This is a genomic window from Kineosphaera limosa NBRC 100340 (genome assembly GCF_000298215.1).
Lineage (GTDB): Bacteria > Actinomycetota > Actinomycetes > Actinomycetales > Dermatophilaceae > Kineosphaera > Kineosphaera limosa.
The window spans coordinates 24,043-39,666 of sequence record NZ_BAHD01000017.1 but is presented as its reverse complement, the minus strand read 5'-3'; the positions used below and the strand labels follow the sequence as shown (position 1 = coordinate 39,666).

General features: G+C 70.9%; 14 protein-coding genes and 1 riboswitch. Of the genes, 6 read left to right on the top strand and 8 right to left on the bottom strand.

Annotation, left to right across the window (positions count from 1 at the left end; translation table 11 throughout):
* The first annotated feature begins 54 nt into the window (after positions 1-54).
* Positions 55-732, top strand: coding sequence for a sensor domain-containing protein (locus tag KILIM_RS05880; protein WP_006591725.1), 678 nt, complete (start codon positions 55-57; stop codon positions 730-732).
* 43 nt (positions 733-775) lie between these two features.
* On the opposite strand, the gene KILIM_RS05875 is transcribed toward KILIM_RS05880, so the two are convergent.
* A complete protein-coding gene (locus tag KILIM_RS05875; RefSeq protein ID WP_040562375.1) occupies positions 776-1,720 on the bottom strand; it encodes an EamA family transporter in 945 nt (314 codons plus the stop codon).
* Positions 1,721-1,871: 151 nt separating this feature from the next.
* Here KILIM_RS05875 and KILIM_RS05870 point away from each other — a divergent pair, with 151 nt between their 5' ends.
* Both KILIM_RS05870 and KILIM_RS05865 read left to right on the top strand, forming a co-directional pair.
* On the top strand, positions 1,872-2,414 hold the full coding sequence (locus KILIM_RS05870) for a CGNR zinc finger domain-containing protein (protein ID WP_006591723.1): 543 nt from the start codon (positions 1,872-1,874) through the stop codon (positions 2,412-2,414).
* Between the two features lie 25 nt (positions 2,415-2,439).
* Positions 2,440-3,285 (top strand): LLM class F420-dependent oxidoreductase, encoded by an 846-nt coding sequence (locus KILIM_RS05865; RefSeq protein ID WP_051988655.1) that lies wholly within the window; start codon positions 2,440-2,442, stop codon positions 3,283-3,285.
* Here KILIM_RS05865 and KILIM_RS22120 read toward each other — a convergent pair.
* Positions 3,272-4,666: a glycosyl hydrolase gene (locus tag KILIM_RS22120; RefSeq protein ID WP_006591721.1), complete on the bottom strand. Its 1,395-nt coding sequence runs from the start codon at positions 4,664-4,666 to the stop codon at positions 3,272-3,274. The two genes, KILIM_RS05865 and KILIM_RS22120, sit on opposite strands and share 14 nt — an antisense overlap.
* 358 nt (positions 4,667-5,024) lie before the next feature.
* Between KILIM_RS22120 and KILIM_RS05855 the strand changes: the two genes are divergently transcribed.
* Positions 5,025-6,137 carry a glycoside hydrolase family 26 protein gene (locus KILIM_RS05855; RefSeq protein WP_157551497.1) on the top strand — a complete coding sequence of 371 codons (1,113 nt, stop codon included), beginning with the start codon at positions 5,025-5,027 and terminating at the stop codon, positions 6,135-6,137.
* Positions 6,138-6,146: 9 nt separating this feature from the next.
* Here KILIM_RS05855 and KILIM_RS05850 read toward each other — a convergent pair whose 3' ends face one another.
* Together KILIM_RS05850 and KILIM_RS05845 are read right to left on the bottom strand one after the other, a co-directional pair.
* Positions 6,147-7,091 carry an aminotransferase class IV gene (locus KILIM_RS05850; protein WP_006591719.1) on the bottom strand — a complete coding sequence of 315 codons (945 nt, stop codon included), beginning with the start codon at positions 7,089-7,091 and terminating at the stop codon, positions 6,147-6,149.
* Positions 7,088-8,512, bottom strand: a complete 1,425-nt coding sequence (locus KILIM_RS05845) for an aldehyde dehydrogenase family protein (RefSeq protein WP_040562373.1) — start codon at positions 8,510-8,512, stop codon at positions 7,088-7,090. Before KILIM_RS05845 ends, KILIM_RS05850 begins: the two co-directional genes overlap by 4 nt.
* Positions 8,513-8,807: 295 nt before the next feature.
* On the opposite strand from KILIM_RS05845, the gene KILIM_RS05840 reads away from it, so the two are divergent.
* The gene (locus KILIM_RS05840; protein WP_255247612.1) at positions 8,808-9,629 is read left to right on the top strand and encodes a glycerophosphodiester phosphodiesterase family protein; all 822 of its coding nucleotides are present in this window, start codon (positions 8,808-8,810) and stop codon (positions 9,627-9,629) included.
* 26 nt (positions 9,630-9,655) lie between these two features.
* On the opposite strand, the gene metB is transcribed toward KILIM_RS05840, so the two are convergent.
* Complete coding sequence (gene metB / locus KILIM_RS05835) at positions 9,656-10,828, bottom strand: cystathionine gamma-synthase (protein ID WP_006591716.1); 1,173 nt, start codon at positions 10,826-10,828, stop codon at positions 9,656-9,658.
* Between the two features lie 104 nt (positions 10,829-10,932).
* Positions 10,933-11,055: riboswitch (SAM riboswitch) on the bottom strand.
* Between the two features lie 161 nt (positions 11,056-11,216).
* Between metB and KILIM_RS05825 the strand changes: the two genes are divergently transcribed.
* Positions 11,217-11,897, top strand: a complete 681-nt coding sequence (locus KILIM_RS05825) for a peptidylprolyl isomerase (RefSeq protein ID WP_006591714.1) — start codon at positions 11,217-11,219, stop codon at positions 11,895-11,897.
* A 25-nt stretch (positions 11,898-11,922) separates the two neighbouring features.
* Here the strand turns inward: KILIM_RS05825 and KILIM_RS05820 are convergent, their stop codons facing one another.
* From KILIM_RS05820 to argS, 3 genes are all read right to left on the bottom strand, one after another.
* Positions 11,923-12,231 carry a hypothetical protein gene (locus KILIM_RS05820; protein ID WP_006591713.1) on the bottom strand — a complete coding sequence of 103 codons (309 nt, stop codon included), beginning with the start codon at positions 12,229-12,231 and terminating at the stop codon, positions 11,923-11,925.
* Positions 12,232-12,273: 42 nt separating this feature from the next.
* Entirely contained in the window at positions 12,274-13,668 is a 1,395-nt protein-coding gene (locus KILIM_RS05815; protein WP_006591712.1) for a NupC/NupG family nucleoside CNT transporter, read from the bottom strand.
* Between the two features lie 190 nt (positions 13,669-13,858).
* Positions 13,859-15,598, bottom strand: a complete 1,740-nt coding sequence (argS, locus tag KILIM_RS05810; protein WP_006591711.1) for an arginine--tRNA ligase — start codon at positions 15,596-15,598, stop codon at positions 13,859-13,861.
* Positions 15,599-15,624 lie beyond the last annotated feature (26 nt).

The window sequence follows — 15,624 nt, the reverse complement described above, 5'->3', positions numbered from 1 at the left end:
GCGGACTGCACTACCCTGGCGTGGCCCCTGTGCCGTCGACGAGGAAAGTCCGCGATGCTCCGCCGCTGTCTGTCGTTCGGGTCGATCCTGCTGTTGAGCGCCTGCACGCTCAGTCCGGGGGGTCTTTCGGAGAAGCAGGTGGGCTCCGCCTTGCCGACGGCCGGCGAGTTGGGCCGGGAGTGGCAGCTGGTCGGTACGACGACGCAACGCCCTGCGGAGGCCTCGTGGGACGACGCGTTGACAGACGCCTCCGCCGAAGACCCGGCGTGCCGCACCGCCCTCCTGGCCCTGGAGGAAGCGCTGGTCACGCCCGAGCCCGCTCGGTTCGCCCGGTCGGTGTATCGCAATCCGACCCAGGGGGCCAACGCCGACCGGGACTTGACGGTGACCGTCGAGACCTTCGACGCACCGCCGGACCGCCCGGCCGCGGTCCGGGCCATGACGGAGGCCTGCACGGAGCCGATGCGAACCCGTGCCGGTATCCGCACCGTGACGATGACTGTCACCGAGCACGACGATTCGAACGCCAACACCGCTGGCTACTCGGTGACCTACAACACCGACGGGCTGCGGTACTCCTTCGACTACGTGCTCGCCCGCCGCACCCACGCTGTCGTCGCGGCGTCGGTCACCGGCCCCTCCAGCAGCGCCAATCAGCGGTTGCTGCGGCAGGCCGTCGAGCTGACCGGCACCAACCTCGACCGCGCCGGCGGCACCCAGCCGACCCCCTGAACCGGCCGACCGGCCGCCGGGCTCGCCGGCGCGTCGGACCAGCTCAGGCGGAGCGGGTCTCGGCGACCTTGACGGCGATGGCACCGAGCAGGATCGCGACGCCGCCGAGCGCCTGCGTCGCGCCGGGCACCTCGGCGAGGAAGAGCCAAGCGAAGAGCACCGCGGCGAGCACCTCGACCAGCGAGACGAAGGAGGCGACCCGCGAGCCGAGGGATCGCGCGGCGAACAGACCGGCGGTGTAGGCCACCACGGCGGTGACCAGCACGAGCAGCGTCAACGGCACCAGCGGCGAGACGACCCAGGGCCCCATCGGCACCGGCGCGCTCGACCACTGCCAGGGCAGCACACGCAGGGCCGCGATGGTCAGCAGGGTCAGCGTCCCGACGCCCATGCCGACACCGACGAGCACCAGCGGCGGCAGGTCGGGGGCAGGCTTGGCCGCGAGCAGGAAGTAGCCGGCGAGGCTGACCGCGGCACCGAGGGCCCAGCCGATCCCGACGAGGTCGACGGGCACGGCACCGGTGATCCCCAGAACGAGGGCGAGGCCGGTCATCGCGAGGACGGCGCCGAGCACGGTGAGCGGACCGGGGCGCTGCCCGTGCCGCGCCCACAACCAGCCGACGATGATGATCGGCGCGAGGTACTCGATGAGGAGGGCGACCGCGACCGGCAGGGTCTGGACGGCCAGGAAGTAGCACAGCTGCGTGGAGGCGACCGCGATGACTCCGTAGCCGACGATGAGCCCCGCGTGGCGGCGCAAGACCCCGAGGCGGTGCCGCATGAACCACAGCGCGGGCAACCCCATGAGCAGCGCGGCGCCACCCACGCGCACGCTGACGGTCGTCAGCGGCGACCAGCCCGTGGCCATGAGGCCCTTGGCCAGGGTGCCCGAGAGGCCGAAGGCGATGCAGGAGAGCAGCGCCCACGCCAGACCGCGCAGCGTAGCCCCCGCCGCGGGCCCAGCGAACGGGTGCGCGCGCCTGGGCATCCCGGGCGACGAGGCGAGACGACGACCGACGCGAGGAACCGAGACGCGGACGGACACCGCACACCTCCTGAGCACAGCAACGCCACGGGGCGTCATGACTGAACACCATTTACACTGATGACGATAGGTCAAGCTATGGTCAGGGGTCAACATGCTTTTCACTCATGACACCGAGGATGCGCTGGCCGCGATGACAGCGCTGGTCAACACCGCGGGCGAGCCGGACACGCTGACCACCATCGCGGAGCTGGAGGCCTTCCTCGCCCAGTTCACCTACACGGGCCGCATCGACCGCGACGCTGCGGAGCTCGCCGAGCTGCGGGAGCTGCGCGTGCGCCTCCGGCAACTGTTCAATACCGACGAAGAGGGTCTGGTGGCCCACGTCAATGCGCTGCTGCGGGAGTCCCAAGCGCTGCCCCACGTCGTGCGGCACGACCACTTCGGGTGGCACCTGCACGCCACCGACGACGACCAGCCTTTGGCGACCCGCATCGCGCTGGAGAGCGCCATGGCCCTCGTCGACGTGCTGCGGGCCGACCAGACCCAACGATTGCGGCGCTGCGAGGCGCCCGGCTGCGCGGGCGTGTTGGTGGACCTCTCCCGCAACGGCTCCCGCCGGTTCTGCAGCACGACCTGCGGCAACCGGGTGGCGGCCGCCGCCTACCGCGCCCGCAAGGCCGAGCAGGTGGAGTGATGTGCGGCTTGCTACGTTGCCGAGCATGACCGTCAGCGCAGCTCAGCCCACCTCCCCAGCCAAACCGGCCCGTCCGGTGCGGATCGGGGTGCAGCTGCACCCGCAGCACTGCGAGTACGCCCAGCTCCGGGAGGCGGTGGCGCGGGTCGAGGAGGCCGGCGCCGACGTCCTGTTCAACTGGGACCACTTCTTTCCGCTCTACGGAGAGCCCGACGGGAAGCACTACGAGTGCTGGACGATGCTCGCCGCCTGGGCCGAGCAGACCCACCGGGTGCAGATCGGCGCCCTCGTCACGTGCAACAGCTACCGCAACCCGCAGCTGCTGGCCGACATGGCCCGCACCGTCGACCAGATCAGCGGCGGCCGGCTGATTCTGGGTATCGGGTCGGGCTGGTTCGAGCGGGACTACGACGAGTACGGCTACGAGTTCGGCACGGCCGGAAGGCGCCTGGACGCCCTGGGCGAGGCGCTACCGCTCATCGAGTCGCGGCTCGCGGCTCTCGACCCGCCCCCCGCCGGCGCCCTGCCGGTCCTCATCGGCGGCGGTGGGGAGCGCAAGACCCTGCGGCTGGTCGCGCGGCACGCCGACATCTGGCACACGTTCTCCCAGGGCGACGAGCTCGCGCACAAGATCGACGTGCTCGACGGGCACTGCGAGGCGGTGGGTCGTGACCGCAGCGACATCGAGATCTCCGTGGGGGTCGGCGGTCGCGGACGGGAGGGCCGAGCGCCGGCCGCTCCGCAGGAGGAGGGTGAGCCGCTGCGCGCCCTCGGCGCCACGCTGTTCACCATGGGCACCGGCGGCCCCGACTTCGACCTGAGCGCCCTGCCGGCCTGGCTGGAGTGGCGCGACGAGGTCAACCGCCGCTGAACTCCCGCGGCGTCGCCGGACGCCCGAACACCCCGCGCCCCGGCCGACGCGACTGCGGCTCGGCAGCGGGCGCACCCGGCCGGCCATCCGTCGCCGGGACAGACGCGGCCGGGACAGACGCGGCAGGGGCCGGCCCGTCCACCGTTTGCGAAGGGACTGGCCCCGGGGTTTGCGAGGCCGGGGTGCGCACGGCATTCGGCGCAGGGCCGACGTGAGCGCCGACGGGAGGGCGGGCAGGCCCGGCGGGTACGGCCGAGGCAGCGTGGGTGCTCAACGCCTGGGTGTAGGCGGCCTGCGCGCGGGGATTCTGGCTCAGGGCGCAGCGGCAGTAATCCTGCGTCTCCTCGAAGTAGGCGTCGAACGCCATGATGTCGGCGTTGGCGCCCAGCCACGCGAGCACCTGCTCGATGTACTCGGGGTTGTCGCCGCCGGAGGCGGAGCTGCCGGTCATGACGCCCCATTCGGGCAGCGCGAACTGTTTGCCGCGCTCCCGGGCGAAGTTCGCCCAGAAGTCCCAGCCTTGGTCCTTGGTGCGATGCTCCTCCCAGCCGCCGTCGCGGTACGCGGGGTACCAGTCGTAGGCGTCGATGCCGACGACATCCACCACGTCGTCGCCCGGATACGCCAGCCGCGCGTCGGGCAGGGAAGCGCCGCGCCCCTCGTTGGGGTTGAACACCATCCGCAACTGCGGGCCGCCGCGACGCAGCCCCTCCACCGCCGCCCGGAACGCCTGCTTGTACGTCTCGACGTTCTCCGGGGTCGCCGCCCACGGCCAGTTCGGGATGTTCATCTCCCACCCGGGTCGCACCCACGCATCCGGGTAGCGGGAGGCGATGAGTCGGCCCAGCTCCTCCCAGCGGGCGGCGTCGGCGCCGGAGGCGGTGCGCTCCATCGACCCGTCGTCGGGGAAGAGCGGCACTCCGACCGCCAACGTCCCCGTAAACCCCGCCGGCACGGCGCTCGGGCTCATCCACCAGTCCTGCAGCATCGCCTCCCAGGAGTCGCGGGTGGGGAAGACCGCCAAGACGTCGACGCGGCGCCCACGCGCCCGCTCGAACTCCACCGTGCGCGCCGAATCATGGCTGAAAACCCCCGAGTGCCAGGCCAATCCGGATGCTCGCTGGACACTGTTGTCGATTGCGCCGGTCGCGGGCCGGGTCAGCTCTTCACCACGGACCGGGCCGACGCCGCCGACGCTGAACGCGGCCACCACGACGGACAGCACCACCAGGGCACCGAGGCGGGCCAGGCGCGATCCCGCGGCGAGGAGCTGCGGGAGGCGCAGCAGGTGCGGCGCGCCCGGGCCGCTATGGCGGTGACGACCGCGTGTCCCGTCGGCGGGCGGCGGGACGCAGCGGGATGCGACGGCGGGTGCGGACACGGCTTCTCCACGAATCTGAACGGGTGGCGCACCGGCAATGACCGGCAGCGCCCTGGTGCCCGGAACGCTAGAACGGCCCGACCTGCGCGCGCCGAACCGCGTTGCGCCGCCTGTGGATCGACCACCTCGACACACCCCCCATGTGGACAACGAAACGGGCCGCGCGCACCCGGCGGGCGCGGCCAGCCTCCTGGACGGTTGTCACACACTGTGCTAGCACCTGGGTAGAGTGACCTTCTCGGGGGCCGTGCCACGACGTCGTAGAGTGCCCGCCCGACAAGTGGGCGGACCCGGCGGAGTTGCGCAGGGGGGCCCTGCCAGGACCGAACCAGGGGTGGAGTACAGACCAATGGCAGGCATGCCTACCAGACGATTTCGCGCGCTCGGCGCGGCCGCTCTAGCCGCGGCGCTGCTTTTCGGCGCGGCCGCGTGCACGACCGAACCGCCGGAGCCGGAACCGACCACTCCGACCGCCACGCCCACGCCGACGCGCCCGGCCGACCTTCCGTATGTAGACCGGCCCAGCGGCATGATCTGGGATTCGGGGTCGTTCAGCCACAAGCCGAGCCAGGGCGGCGACTTCGCCGCATTGCGTGGACGCGATCTGGATGTCGTCGCGGTCTCGCCGACCCGCGACAGCTGGAGCGCGATCTTCAGCGACTGGTGGCTCACCGAACTCCCCGAAGGTTTCGAGGGCCCCCTCAATGTCGCGGTGCCGATGTTCCCCAAGAACGGGTCGATGGCGGCCGCCGCCCGGGGCGACTACGACGCGCAATGGCGCCGGCTCGGCCAGATGATCGCCAAAGACCACCCCACGTCGTACGTGCGCCCGGGTTGGGAGATGAACATCCACAACTGGGATTGGTCGGCCAATCCGGACAACGTGGAGCAGTTCAAGGAGGCGTTCCGCCGAGCCTCGGTGAACCTCAAGCGGGGCGGGAACGACCTGCGAATCGTGTTCAACCCCAACGAGGGCAAGGGCGACACCCTGCCGGACGCCACCATGGCCTGGCCCGGTGACGAGTACGTCGACATCGTCGGCATCGACGCCTACGACTGGCACCCGCCGTACGACGAGAAGGGCTGGGAAGAGCACCGCACCAAGCACCAGGGGTGGGACTTCTGGGCCAACTTCGCGCGGGAGCGGGGCAAGAAGTTCGCGGTCCCCGAGTGGGGCGTCATCCGCGGTAGTGAAAACTCCGGCGGGGACAACCCGAAGTACATCGACTACGTCTACGAGTGGATGGAGCGCAACGCCGACATCATGGCGTTCGAGACGTACTTCGATGAGACCGAGGACTACTGCAAGTGCGCGTTGAGCCTCAATCCCAGGGCCGCGGAAGCGTACAAGAAGTGGATGGACAAACTCGTCTACTCCCCCGAGCAGATCGCCGAGGCGCGGCGCACGATGTCGCCCGCGCCGTCGCCGACGGACATCGCCTCGCCCGCCCCGGCCGGCACCGGCGGCTGACCCGCGGCGTCACGGCGGGGGGAAGCCGGCGAGGGCGGTGATGCGCTGGTGCCAGGCGTCGTCGAAAGCCACCTCGCGGTCGTCGAGGCGTTGCACGGGGGCGATGCCGCGCACTGAGGAGACGAGCCAGGCTCCGTCGCTGTCATGAACCTCCTCCATCCGCATGAGCCGGTGGGTGCACGTCAACCCTTCGGCCTGCGCGGCCTCGAACAGGGTGGCCGCGGTGATGGAGGCGAGCACCCCGGTGGGGCCGGTCGGTGTGGTGACCAACTCGTCGCCGAGGCGCACGATGAGTGCAGCGGTGGGCGCCTCGAGGGCGTAGCCGTCGGTCGAGACGAACAGGGCGTCGGCGGCCCCGCGGCTCTGCGCCTCACGTTTGGCGGCCAGGTTGGTGGCGTAGGCGATCGTCTTGACCCCGCCGAGCAGCCACGGGGCGTCGGCGAACGCGTCGGCCGTGCGCCCACCGCTCATGCTGGCGACCGCGATGCCGCGGCGCTCGGCGAACGAGGAGTCGGGCAGCGGGGTGACGGTCAGGTAGCCGACCGGTCCCCCGTCGTGGTCTTCTCGCCCGCGTTCGAGCACGAGCTTGAGCATCGACTCCACCGTCGGGGCGTGCCGGGAGGCCAGGGCGGCCGCCACGAGGTCGGCCCACTCCCGCGGCTCCGGCCCGTTGAGCTGCAGCGCCGATGCGGACCGCCCCAGCCGGTCGATATGTCGGTCCAGGTGCAGCACTTCCCGTTCATGGGTGCCCTGCGCGCCCGGCCCGTCGGCGGAGTCCGAGGAGTCCGAGGCCCCGCCACGGGCGGTCGAGGCGAACACGACGGTCGCATCGAAACACCCGTCCCCCCGCGTCAGGCCCAGGTCATCGGCGTAGATGAACGGCTCGTCGGTCGGCACAACGCCCCGGCCGATCACCGCAACGAGTTGACGCTCACTGCTCTGTCGCTGGTTCACAACTTCACCACCACGGTCTTGGTCTGCGTGAACGCGTCGAGGGCCTCGACGCCCTTCTCCCGACCGTAGCCGGATTTCTTGACGCCGCCGAAGGGTAGCTCTACTCCGCCGCCGGCGCCGTAGGTGTTGACGTACACCTGGCCGGCTTGCAGGCGGGCTGCCATGCGGTGCGCCCGGGACAGGTCGCGGGTCCACACAGAGGCGAGCAGGCCGTAGTCGGTGCCGTTGGCGATGGCGACCGCCTCGTCCTCCTCGGTGAACGGCATCGCGACGATCACCGGGCCGAAGACCTCCTCGCGGGCGATGCGGGAGTCCGGGTCGACGCCGTCGATGAGGGTCGGCTCGACGTACGCCCCGCCGGCCAGGGCCCCGTCGTCGGGCACCCCGCCGCCGGTGCGCACCTCGCCACCGCCCAGGTCGGAGAGGAACCCCAAGACCCTGCCCTGTTGCTTGCTCGACACCAGCGGGCCGAGGTCCGGGTCATCGAGGCCGCGGCCGATGCGCGTCTGCGCCAGGCGCTGGGCGACGACCTCCAGCAACTGTTCGCGCACGTCGGCGTGCACCAGCAGGCGCGACCCGGCCGAGCAGGTCTGCCCGGCGTTCTGCAAGATGCCCTTGACGATGAAGCCCGCGGCCGTCTCGAGGTCGGCGTCGGCGAAGACGACCTGCGCCGATTTGCCGCCCAACTCCAGCACGGTCGGCACGACCCGGTCGGCGGCCGCGTGCGCGACGAGCGATCCCACCTCCGTCGAGCCGACGAAGCTGAGGTGGCCGACGCCCGGGTGCGCGGTCAGGGCCGCGCCCGCCTCGGCGCCCAGGCCGGTGACGACGTTGAAGATGCCCGCCGGCACGCCCGCCTCGATCGCCAGTCGCGCCAGGGCCACCGCGGTGCGCGGGGTCTCGTCGGCGGGCTTGAGGACGATCGCATTGCCCGTGCCGATCGCGCCGGCCACCGCACGGGACATGAGCTGCAGCGGGTAGTTCCAGGCGACGATCGAGCCGATGACCCCGAACGGCTCCTTGCGGGTGTAGACGAGTTGATCTGGGGCCAGAGGAATCTGCAGCCCGTAGTAGGTGTCGATCGCCGAGCCGTAGAAGCGGAAGTACCGGGCGCAGACCACCGCGTCGGTACGGGCCTGGCTCAGCGGCTTGCCGGTGTCCTCGCTCTCGGCGCGCGCCAGCGACTCGCGGTCGCGGTCGACGAGGTCGGCGATGGCGTGCAGCAGGCGGGAGCGATGCTCGGGCAGCGTGGCGGCCCAGTCCGGTTGCGCCGCCGCGGCCGACTGCACCGCGGCGTCGACCTCGGCCTCGCCCGAGCGCGACACACCCCCCAGCGATTGCCCGGTCGCCGGATCGATGTTGTCGTACGTCTGCGCCGCCGCGACCGGCTGCCCGCCGATGAAGTTCGTCGTCGTCTCCACCCTGCGCAGCCTGCCACGCGCGCCGACCCGACGCAGCCAGGGCGAGGCGAGGGCCCGCCACCCCTCGGCACCCCGCAGTATTTGGGTTTGTGGCGAACTAATGACGTGCCCCACATCGCACACAAATCCTTGGCGAAAAATCCGCAGGTCAGAAGGTCGCACCCAATGGCGATTTCGAGGCACGTCATTAGTTCACCACCACAACAAAGTGCGAGCCCCTGTCTGCACCCCCGAGCGGGCCGCGCCCCAGAGCTCCGGCTGGTTCACTGAGGGCTGCAGGCGTGATCAGGTAGACGTGACCAGGCAGGAGGGCGCGGGCATGCAGGCTGGGGATCATCCGTACTTCGAGGAGCCGCCGGTGGGGTTGGCGCACCGCGGGGGCGCGGTCGACGAGGCGGGGCTGGCTCTGGAGAACACGCTCGTCGCGTTCGCCGCGGCGGTCCGGCTCGGCTTCCGCTACCTGGAGACCGACGTGCATGTCACCAGCGACGGAGTCGTCGTGGCGTTCCATGACGACGAGCTCGACCGGGTCACCGACAGCGCCGGCCGGATCGCTGACCTGCCGTGGGAGCAGGTCGAGCGCGCTCGGATCGGTGGCCGCGAGCCCATCCCGACGCTTCGCCAGCTCCTGACCGACCTGCCGCACGCCCGGGTCAACATCGACCTCAAGGCGGCGGACGCCCCGGCGGTCACCCTGGCGCTGCTGCGCGAGCTCGGCGCGACCCGGCGAGTGTGCATCGGGTCGTTCTCGGCCCGAAACCTGTGGCGGTTCCGGTGGCTGGCGCGCGGCCAGGGGGTCGCGACGAGCGCCGGTCCGCTGGGGGTCGCCGCCCTACGCTTCCTGCCGGAGCGTGTCAGCCGGGTCGTGCACACGCCTGGCCTGGCCTTTCAGGTGCCGAACCATCATCGACTGTTCGGCCGCGACGTCGAGGTCGTCACCCCCCGATTCGTGCGGGCCGCGCATGCCATCGGTCGGCAGGTGCACGTGTGGACGATCAACGACGCCGCGCAGATGCACCGCCTGCTCGACCTGGGCGCCGACGGCATCGTCACCGACCGCCTCGACATCCTCGCCCAGGTCTACGCCGAGCGCGGCCACCCGCTGACGCCCCCGTGAAACAGAACGCCTGACGGAGGCCCGCCTCAGCTCGCGGCGGCGGCGCGGTCGAGCGCGGCGCGCAGGTCGGCGAGGAGGTCGTCGACGTGCTCGATGCCCACGGAGAAGCGCAGCAGCCCGTCGCCGATACCGGCCTCGGCGAGCGCCTCCGGGGTCATGGCCAGGTGGGTCATGGTCGGCGGGTGGTCGACGAGCGACTCGGTGCCGCCCAGGGATTCGGCAAGGCTGAAGCAGCGCAGCCCGTCGACGAAGGCGGTCACGGCGGGGATGCCGCCGACGAGGTCGGCGCTGACCATGCCGCCGAACCCGCCGCTCTGCTGTCGCTTGGCCAGCTCGTGCTGCGGGTGATCGGGCAGCCCCGGGTAGTAGGTGGCGGCGACGGCCGGGTGGGAGACGAAAAGCTGCGCGACGGCGGCACCGTTCTCTTCGTGGGCCCGCAGCCGGGTGTGGATCGTGCGCAGGCCGCGCAGCGTCTGGTAAGCGTCGAACGCGCCGCCGGTCAGGCCGAGCACGTTGGACCAGAAGTCCATCTCCTCCTGCTGCTCCTGCGTGGCGGAGATGATCGCGCCGCCGACGACGTCGCTGTGCCCGTTGATGTACTTCGTCGTGGAGTGCACGACGATGTCGGCGCCGAGCTCGATGGGACGCTGCCACAACGGGGTCATGAAGGTGTTGTCGGCGACGACGGTCGCGCCGACCTCCTTGGCGACGGCCGCGACGGCGGCGATGTCGGTGATGCGCAGCAGTGGGTTGGAGGGGGTCTCCAGCCAGACGACCTTGGGGCGCAGCGTGCGGATGGCCTGCGCGGCGGCGACCGGGTCGGTGAAGTCGGTCGTCGCGGTGTCGAAGTGCTTCTTGGCCGCGAGCGACTCGAAGAGTCGCCAGCTGCCGCCGTAGCAGTCGTGCGGAAAGAGCAGCAGGTCGCCGGGGTCGAGCAGCACGGTGACGACGCAGGTCATCGCGCCGGTCCCGGTGGCGGTGATGATCGCCCCGGCGCCGCCTTCCAAGGTGGCCAGGGCATCACCGAGCAGCGCACGAGTCGGGTTGCCGCTGCGGGAGTAGTCGAAGGTGCGCTTGTTGTCGAAGCCGTCGAAGGCGTAGTTCGTCGACATGAACAGGGGCGGCACCACCGCGCCGTGCTGCGGGTCGGACTCGATGCCCGCACGGATCGCCTGGGTGAGTCGGGAGATGTCGCTCATGGCCGCGCCCTTCGTCTCGGTGCAACAGCCGAGCGCCGCCGACCTGACGGGCGGTTTCGGCACCGAACGCGGAGACGGCGACGTCGCGGCGAATCGCCCGCGACGCTCCATCTTCCGGTCGGGTGTCGCCACGCAACCGCAGGACTTGGCACCAAACCCCGCGGGTTACCCCGTGGGCGGCTGCCCCGGCATCTACGGGCCTGTCCCTCCGCCGGTCGTGATGGATACCCGCTCACCGTAACCGACAAGACCGCCAGAACCGCCACAGGATGGACGCATCGTCTTGCCAGGTGGGCGCGCCAGGGGGGTTGCATAGGCCCCTCGCGCGGGCGGCTCGCCGCGATCGCCGGATTGCCGTGCGGTCGCCGCGGCCGGTTACCGTGGGCAAATGCGCCGTTTCACGCTGCTCGCCACTGCCGCCGTCCTGACGCTTTCCGCTTGCGGCTCAGGGGGATCCACGACCAACCCCGGCTCGGCGCCGGAGGTCACCGCCACCGGCACCCAGCCCGCGTCCGGCGGTCTCGACAGCTGCCCGCAGGCGGGCAGCCCTACGGACCGCACGACGAGCTTCGACGCCGCGCCGCAGCTGTGCATCGACCCGGAGCGCACGTACACCGCGGACGTCAAGACCGACGCCGGCGATGTGCGCATCGAGCTGCTGGCCGACAAGGCCCCCAACACGGTCAACAACTTCGTCGTGCTCTCGCGGATGAACTACTACAACGGCGTCACCTTCCACCGCGTCATCCCCGGGTTCATGATCCAGGGCGGCGACCCCGAGGGCACCGGCATGGGCGGCCCGGGCTACACGTTCGAGGACGAGTTGCCGCAGGCGGGCGAGTACCAGGTCGGCTCGCTGGCGATGGCCAACGCGGGACCGAACACCAACGGCAGCCAGTTCTTCATCGTCACCGGCGACGCGGGTGTCGGCCTGCCGCCGCAGTACAGCCTGTTCGGCAAGGTCACCTCCGGCATGGATGTCGTGCAGAAGATCGAGGCCGACGGCTCGGACTCGGGTCAGCCGACGAAGGTGCACACCATCGAGAGCGTGACGATCACCGAAGACTGAGCGCCACCGCTGGAACGGGCTGCCCTCAGAACTCGCGCAGCGGCTTCTCCCGGCGGGGGGTGCTGGAGGGCTGACCGACGGCGCGCGCCTTGGTCTCCTCCTGGATCCCCTTGTCGCCGGGGTGTCGGTTGACGTCCCCGCCGCTGCTGACGTCGGGTGAGTCGTCGGTGTAGAGCGGCTGACCGGTAATTGGGTCGTCGCGGCGATCGTTGCTGGTGGCGACGGCCTTGCCCTCGGGCTGCGGCTGCGCGCCGAACGCCGGCTCCCCGTGCGGGTCAGGGATGTCGGTGGTGTGCGGGGATTCCTTCCGGGCATCACTGCTGTCAGTAGGCATGCACTAGCCGTACCCGCCTCGAGCCGGCCTTACACGCAGTGGCTACGTGAGCATGCCGGCGATGGCGGCGCTCATCAGGTTCGCCAGCGTGCCGGCGAGCACGGCGCGCATACCGAGGGCGGCGATGTCGCTGCGCCGGGTGGGCGCCAGGCCGCCGAGTCCGCCGAGCAGGATGCCGAGGGAGCCGAGGTTGGCGAAGCCGGTGAGGGCGAACGTGATGATCGCGGCGGTCTTCGGCGTGAACGTGTCGACGACCGGACCGAACTGGCTGAACGCGACGAACTCGTTGAGCACGATCTTCTGGCCGACGAAGGTGCCGGCGCTGACGGCCTCGCCCCAGGGCACGCCGATCATCGCCATGATCGGCGCGAACAGGTAGCCCAGGATCGTCTCGAACGTCAGGTCGCCGTAGCCGAACCAGCCCGCGACCCCGCCGAGCAGCAGGTTGAGCAGGGCGATGAGGGAGATGAACGCCAGCAGCATCGCGCCGATGTTCAGGGCCAGCATCATGCCGTCGGAGGCGCCCGCAGCGGCCGCGTCGATGAGGTTGCGGTGCTTCACCGCGTCGAGCTCTTCCTCGGTCGTCTCCTCCGGAGACTTGGCCTCGGGGTTGGCCTCGGGGTCTGAGTCGGCGACGGCGTCAGCCTCTTCGTCACGAACGGCGGTCGTCGCGCCGCGCGATCCGGCGGCGGCAGTCCCGGCCTCCGCCTCGGCCTGCGCCTGCGAGCTCTTGGAGCCGCGACCGAACCAGCCCTTCTTGCCCTCCGGCTTGTCGCAGTTCATCGTGCCGTCCTCGGGCACCATGATGCTGGCCATGAGCAGCGCTCCGGGGGCCGCCATGAAGGCGGCGGCGATGAGGTAGTCGAGGCTCGCGCCGAGCAGGCTGTAGCCGACGAGCACCGACCCGGCGACGGTCGACAGACCACCGACCATGACGGCGAACAGCCCGGAGCGGGACAGGCCCTTGATGTAGGGGCGGATGACCAGCGGCGCCTCGGTCTGACCGACAAAGATGTTGGCCGCGGCGTTGACCGACACGATGCGCTCGGTGCCGATGAGCCACGACAAAGCCCCGCCGATCACCTGCACGACCTTCTGCAGCCAGCCCAGGTGATAGAGCACCGACATCAGCGACGCGAAGAACACGATGACCGGCAGCACCTGGAACGCAAAGATCACGCCGTTCTCTGGGATCAACGGCCCGAAGAGGAAGCCGATGCCGGCGCGCGAGGAGTCGATGACCGCCTGCACCGCGCCCGCGGCCGCGGCCAGCGCGGCCCGGCCGGGCGGTACGAACAACACCAGCACGCCGAAGCCGACCTGCAACGCGAGCGCCGCGACGACGATCCGGGGTTTGATGGCGCGGCGGTTGGTCGAGAAGAGAACGGCTATCGCAAGCAGGCCGAGCATGCCCACCAGGCCCCAGAGAATGTTCACGGGTGCCTCCTGTCTGCCAAGGTCACAGGCGCCGCCGACGGCGCCGACTGGACGTGAGGCTAGCGGGCAGAGCGCGGTGGGTGGCGCGGGAGCAGCAAGCCGTGACCGACCCGATGCGCCGGACTAGGCACCGGCGTCCGATACGCGAACTCCGAGAGCCCAGGGCCCTGGGCGGCAGGGCACCGGGTGCCTACATCTGCTGCGGGGACCGGATGCCGACGAGGTTCAGCCCCCGCTCCATGACCCGCAGCGTCAGCGCACACAGCGCGAGCCGGGAGGTGCGGGTGGGCTCGTCGGCCTTGAGCACCGGGCAGTTCTCGTAGAACGCGCTGAAGGCCTGCGCCAGCTCGAACAGGTAGGTGCACAGGCGGTGCGGCTCCAGCTCGTCGCCGACGGCGGCCACGACCGTGCCGAAGTCCAGCAGGTGTGCCGCCAAGGCTCGTTCGCCCGGTTCGGCCAGATCGATGGCGGCCTGGGCGAACGCCGGATCGGCGGGGTCGGCCTCGATCGAGCGGAAGATCGAGCGCACCCGCGTCGCCGCGTACTGCAGGTAGGGGCCGGTGTTGCCGGTGAGCGAGAGCATGCGGTCGAGGTCGAAGACGTATTCGCTGTCGTGCGCGACGGACAGGTCGGCGTACTTGATGGCGCCGACACCGACCTGGGCGGCGATGAGGTCGCGCTCGGCCGGCGCCAGGTCGGGCCGGGCCGCGTCCAGATGCGCGCCGGCCTTGGCGATCGCCTCCTCGATGAGCGCCATGAGTCGCAGCGGCGCACCGGAGCGGGTCCGCAGGATCTTGCGGTCCTCCCCCAGCACGTTGCCGATCTGCACGTGCACGATCTCGACGTCGTCCGGCAGCCACCCCGCCAGGCGGGCCGTCTCCCACACCATGCGCAGGTGCAGCGCCTGCGGGGCGCCGATGACGTAGAGGATGCGGTCGGCGTGCAGGTCGCGGACGCGGTGTCGCACGGTGGCCAGGTCGGTGGTGCCGTAGCCGTAGCCCCCGTCGGACTTGCGCACGATGAGCGGCAACGGCTTGCCCTCGCGGCCGGTGTACCCGGGCAGGAAGACGCAGAGGGCGCCGTCGCTGATCTGAGCCAGGCCCCGTTCTTCGAGCTCGTCGCAGATGGCGGCGAGCTCGTCGTTGTACGTCGATTCGCCCGCGAGGTCGGCGTCGGTGAGGGTGACGTCGAGGGCGGTGTAGATGCGGTTGAAGTAGGCGGTGGACAGGCCGATGAGTCGCTGCCAGCGCTCCAGCGTGGCCGGGTCGCCGCTCTGCAGCGCGACGACGCGGGCTCGGGCCCGGGTGGCGAACTCGGGGTCGCCGTCGAACTTCGTGCGGGCGCCTTGGTAGAAGGCGTTGGGGTCGGTCTCCAGGAGCGCGGCCTGCGGCGAGTCCTCGCCGACCTCCAGCAGGTGCTCGATGAGCATGCCGAAGGGGGTGCCCCAGTCGCCGATGTGGTTCTGCCGGATGACGTCGTGCCCCAGAAACTCCAGGGTGCGGGCCAGAGCGTCGCCGACGACCGTCGTGCGCAGGTGCCCGACATGCATCTCCTTGGCGACATTGGGCGCGGAGTAGTCGATCGGCACGATCTGTCGGGGCTGGGTGGGTACGCCGAGCCGCTCGTCGGCGGCCTGCTGGGCCAGGAGGCGGGCCAGCCACGAGTCGCGGAACGTGAGGTTGATGAAGCCGGGCCCGCTGACCTCCACGGCCGAGCACTGCTCGCTCAGGTCGAGGGCCGCGACGATCGCGGTGGCAACCTCCCGCGGCGGGCGCTTGGCCCGCTTGGCGAGCGCCAAAGCGGCGTTGACCTGCACGTCCGCGTACTGACTGGGGCGTAGCACCGGGTCGGCCCCCGCGAACTCGGCACCGAGCGTCGCCTCGATGGCCTGCGTGATGAGGGGGGTAACGGCGTCGACCGGTGAAACCATGCTGAATAGCGTATCGGCGCGGGTGC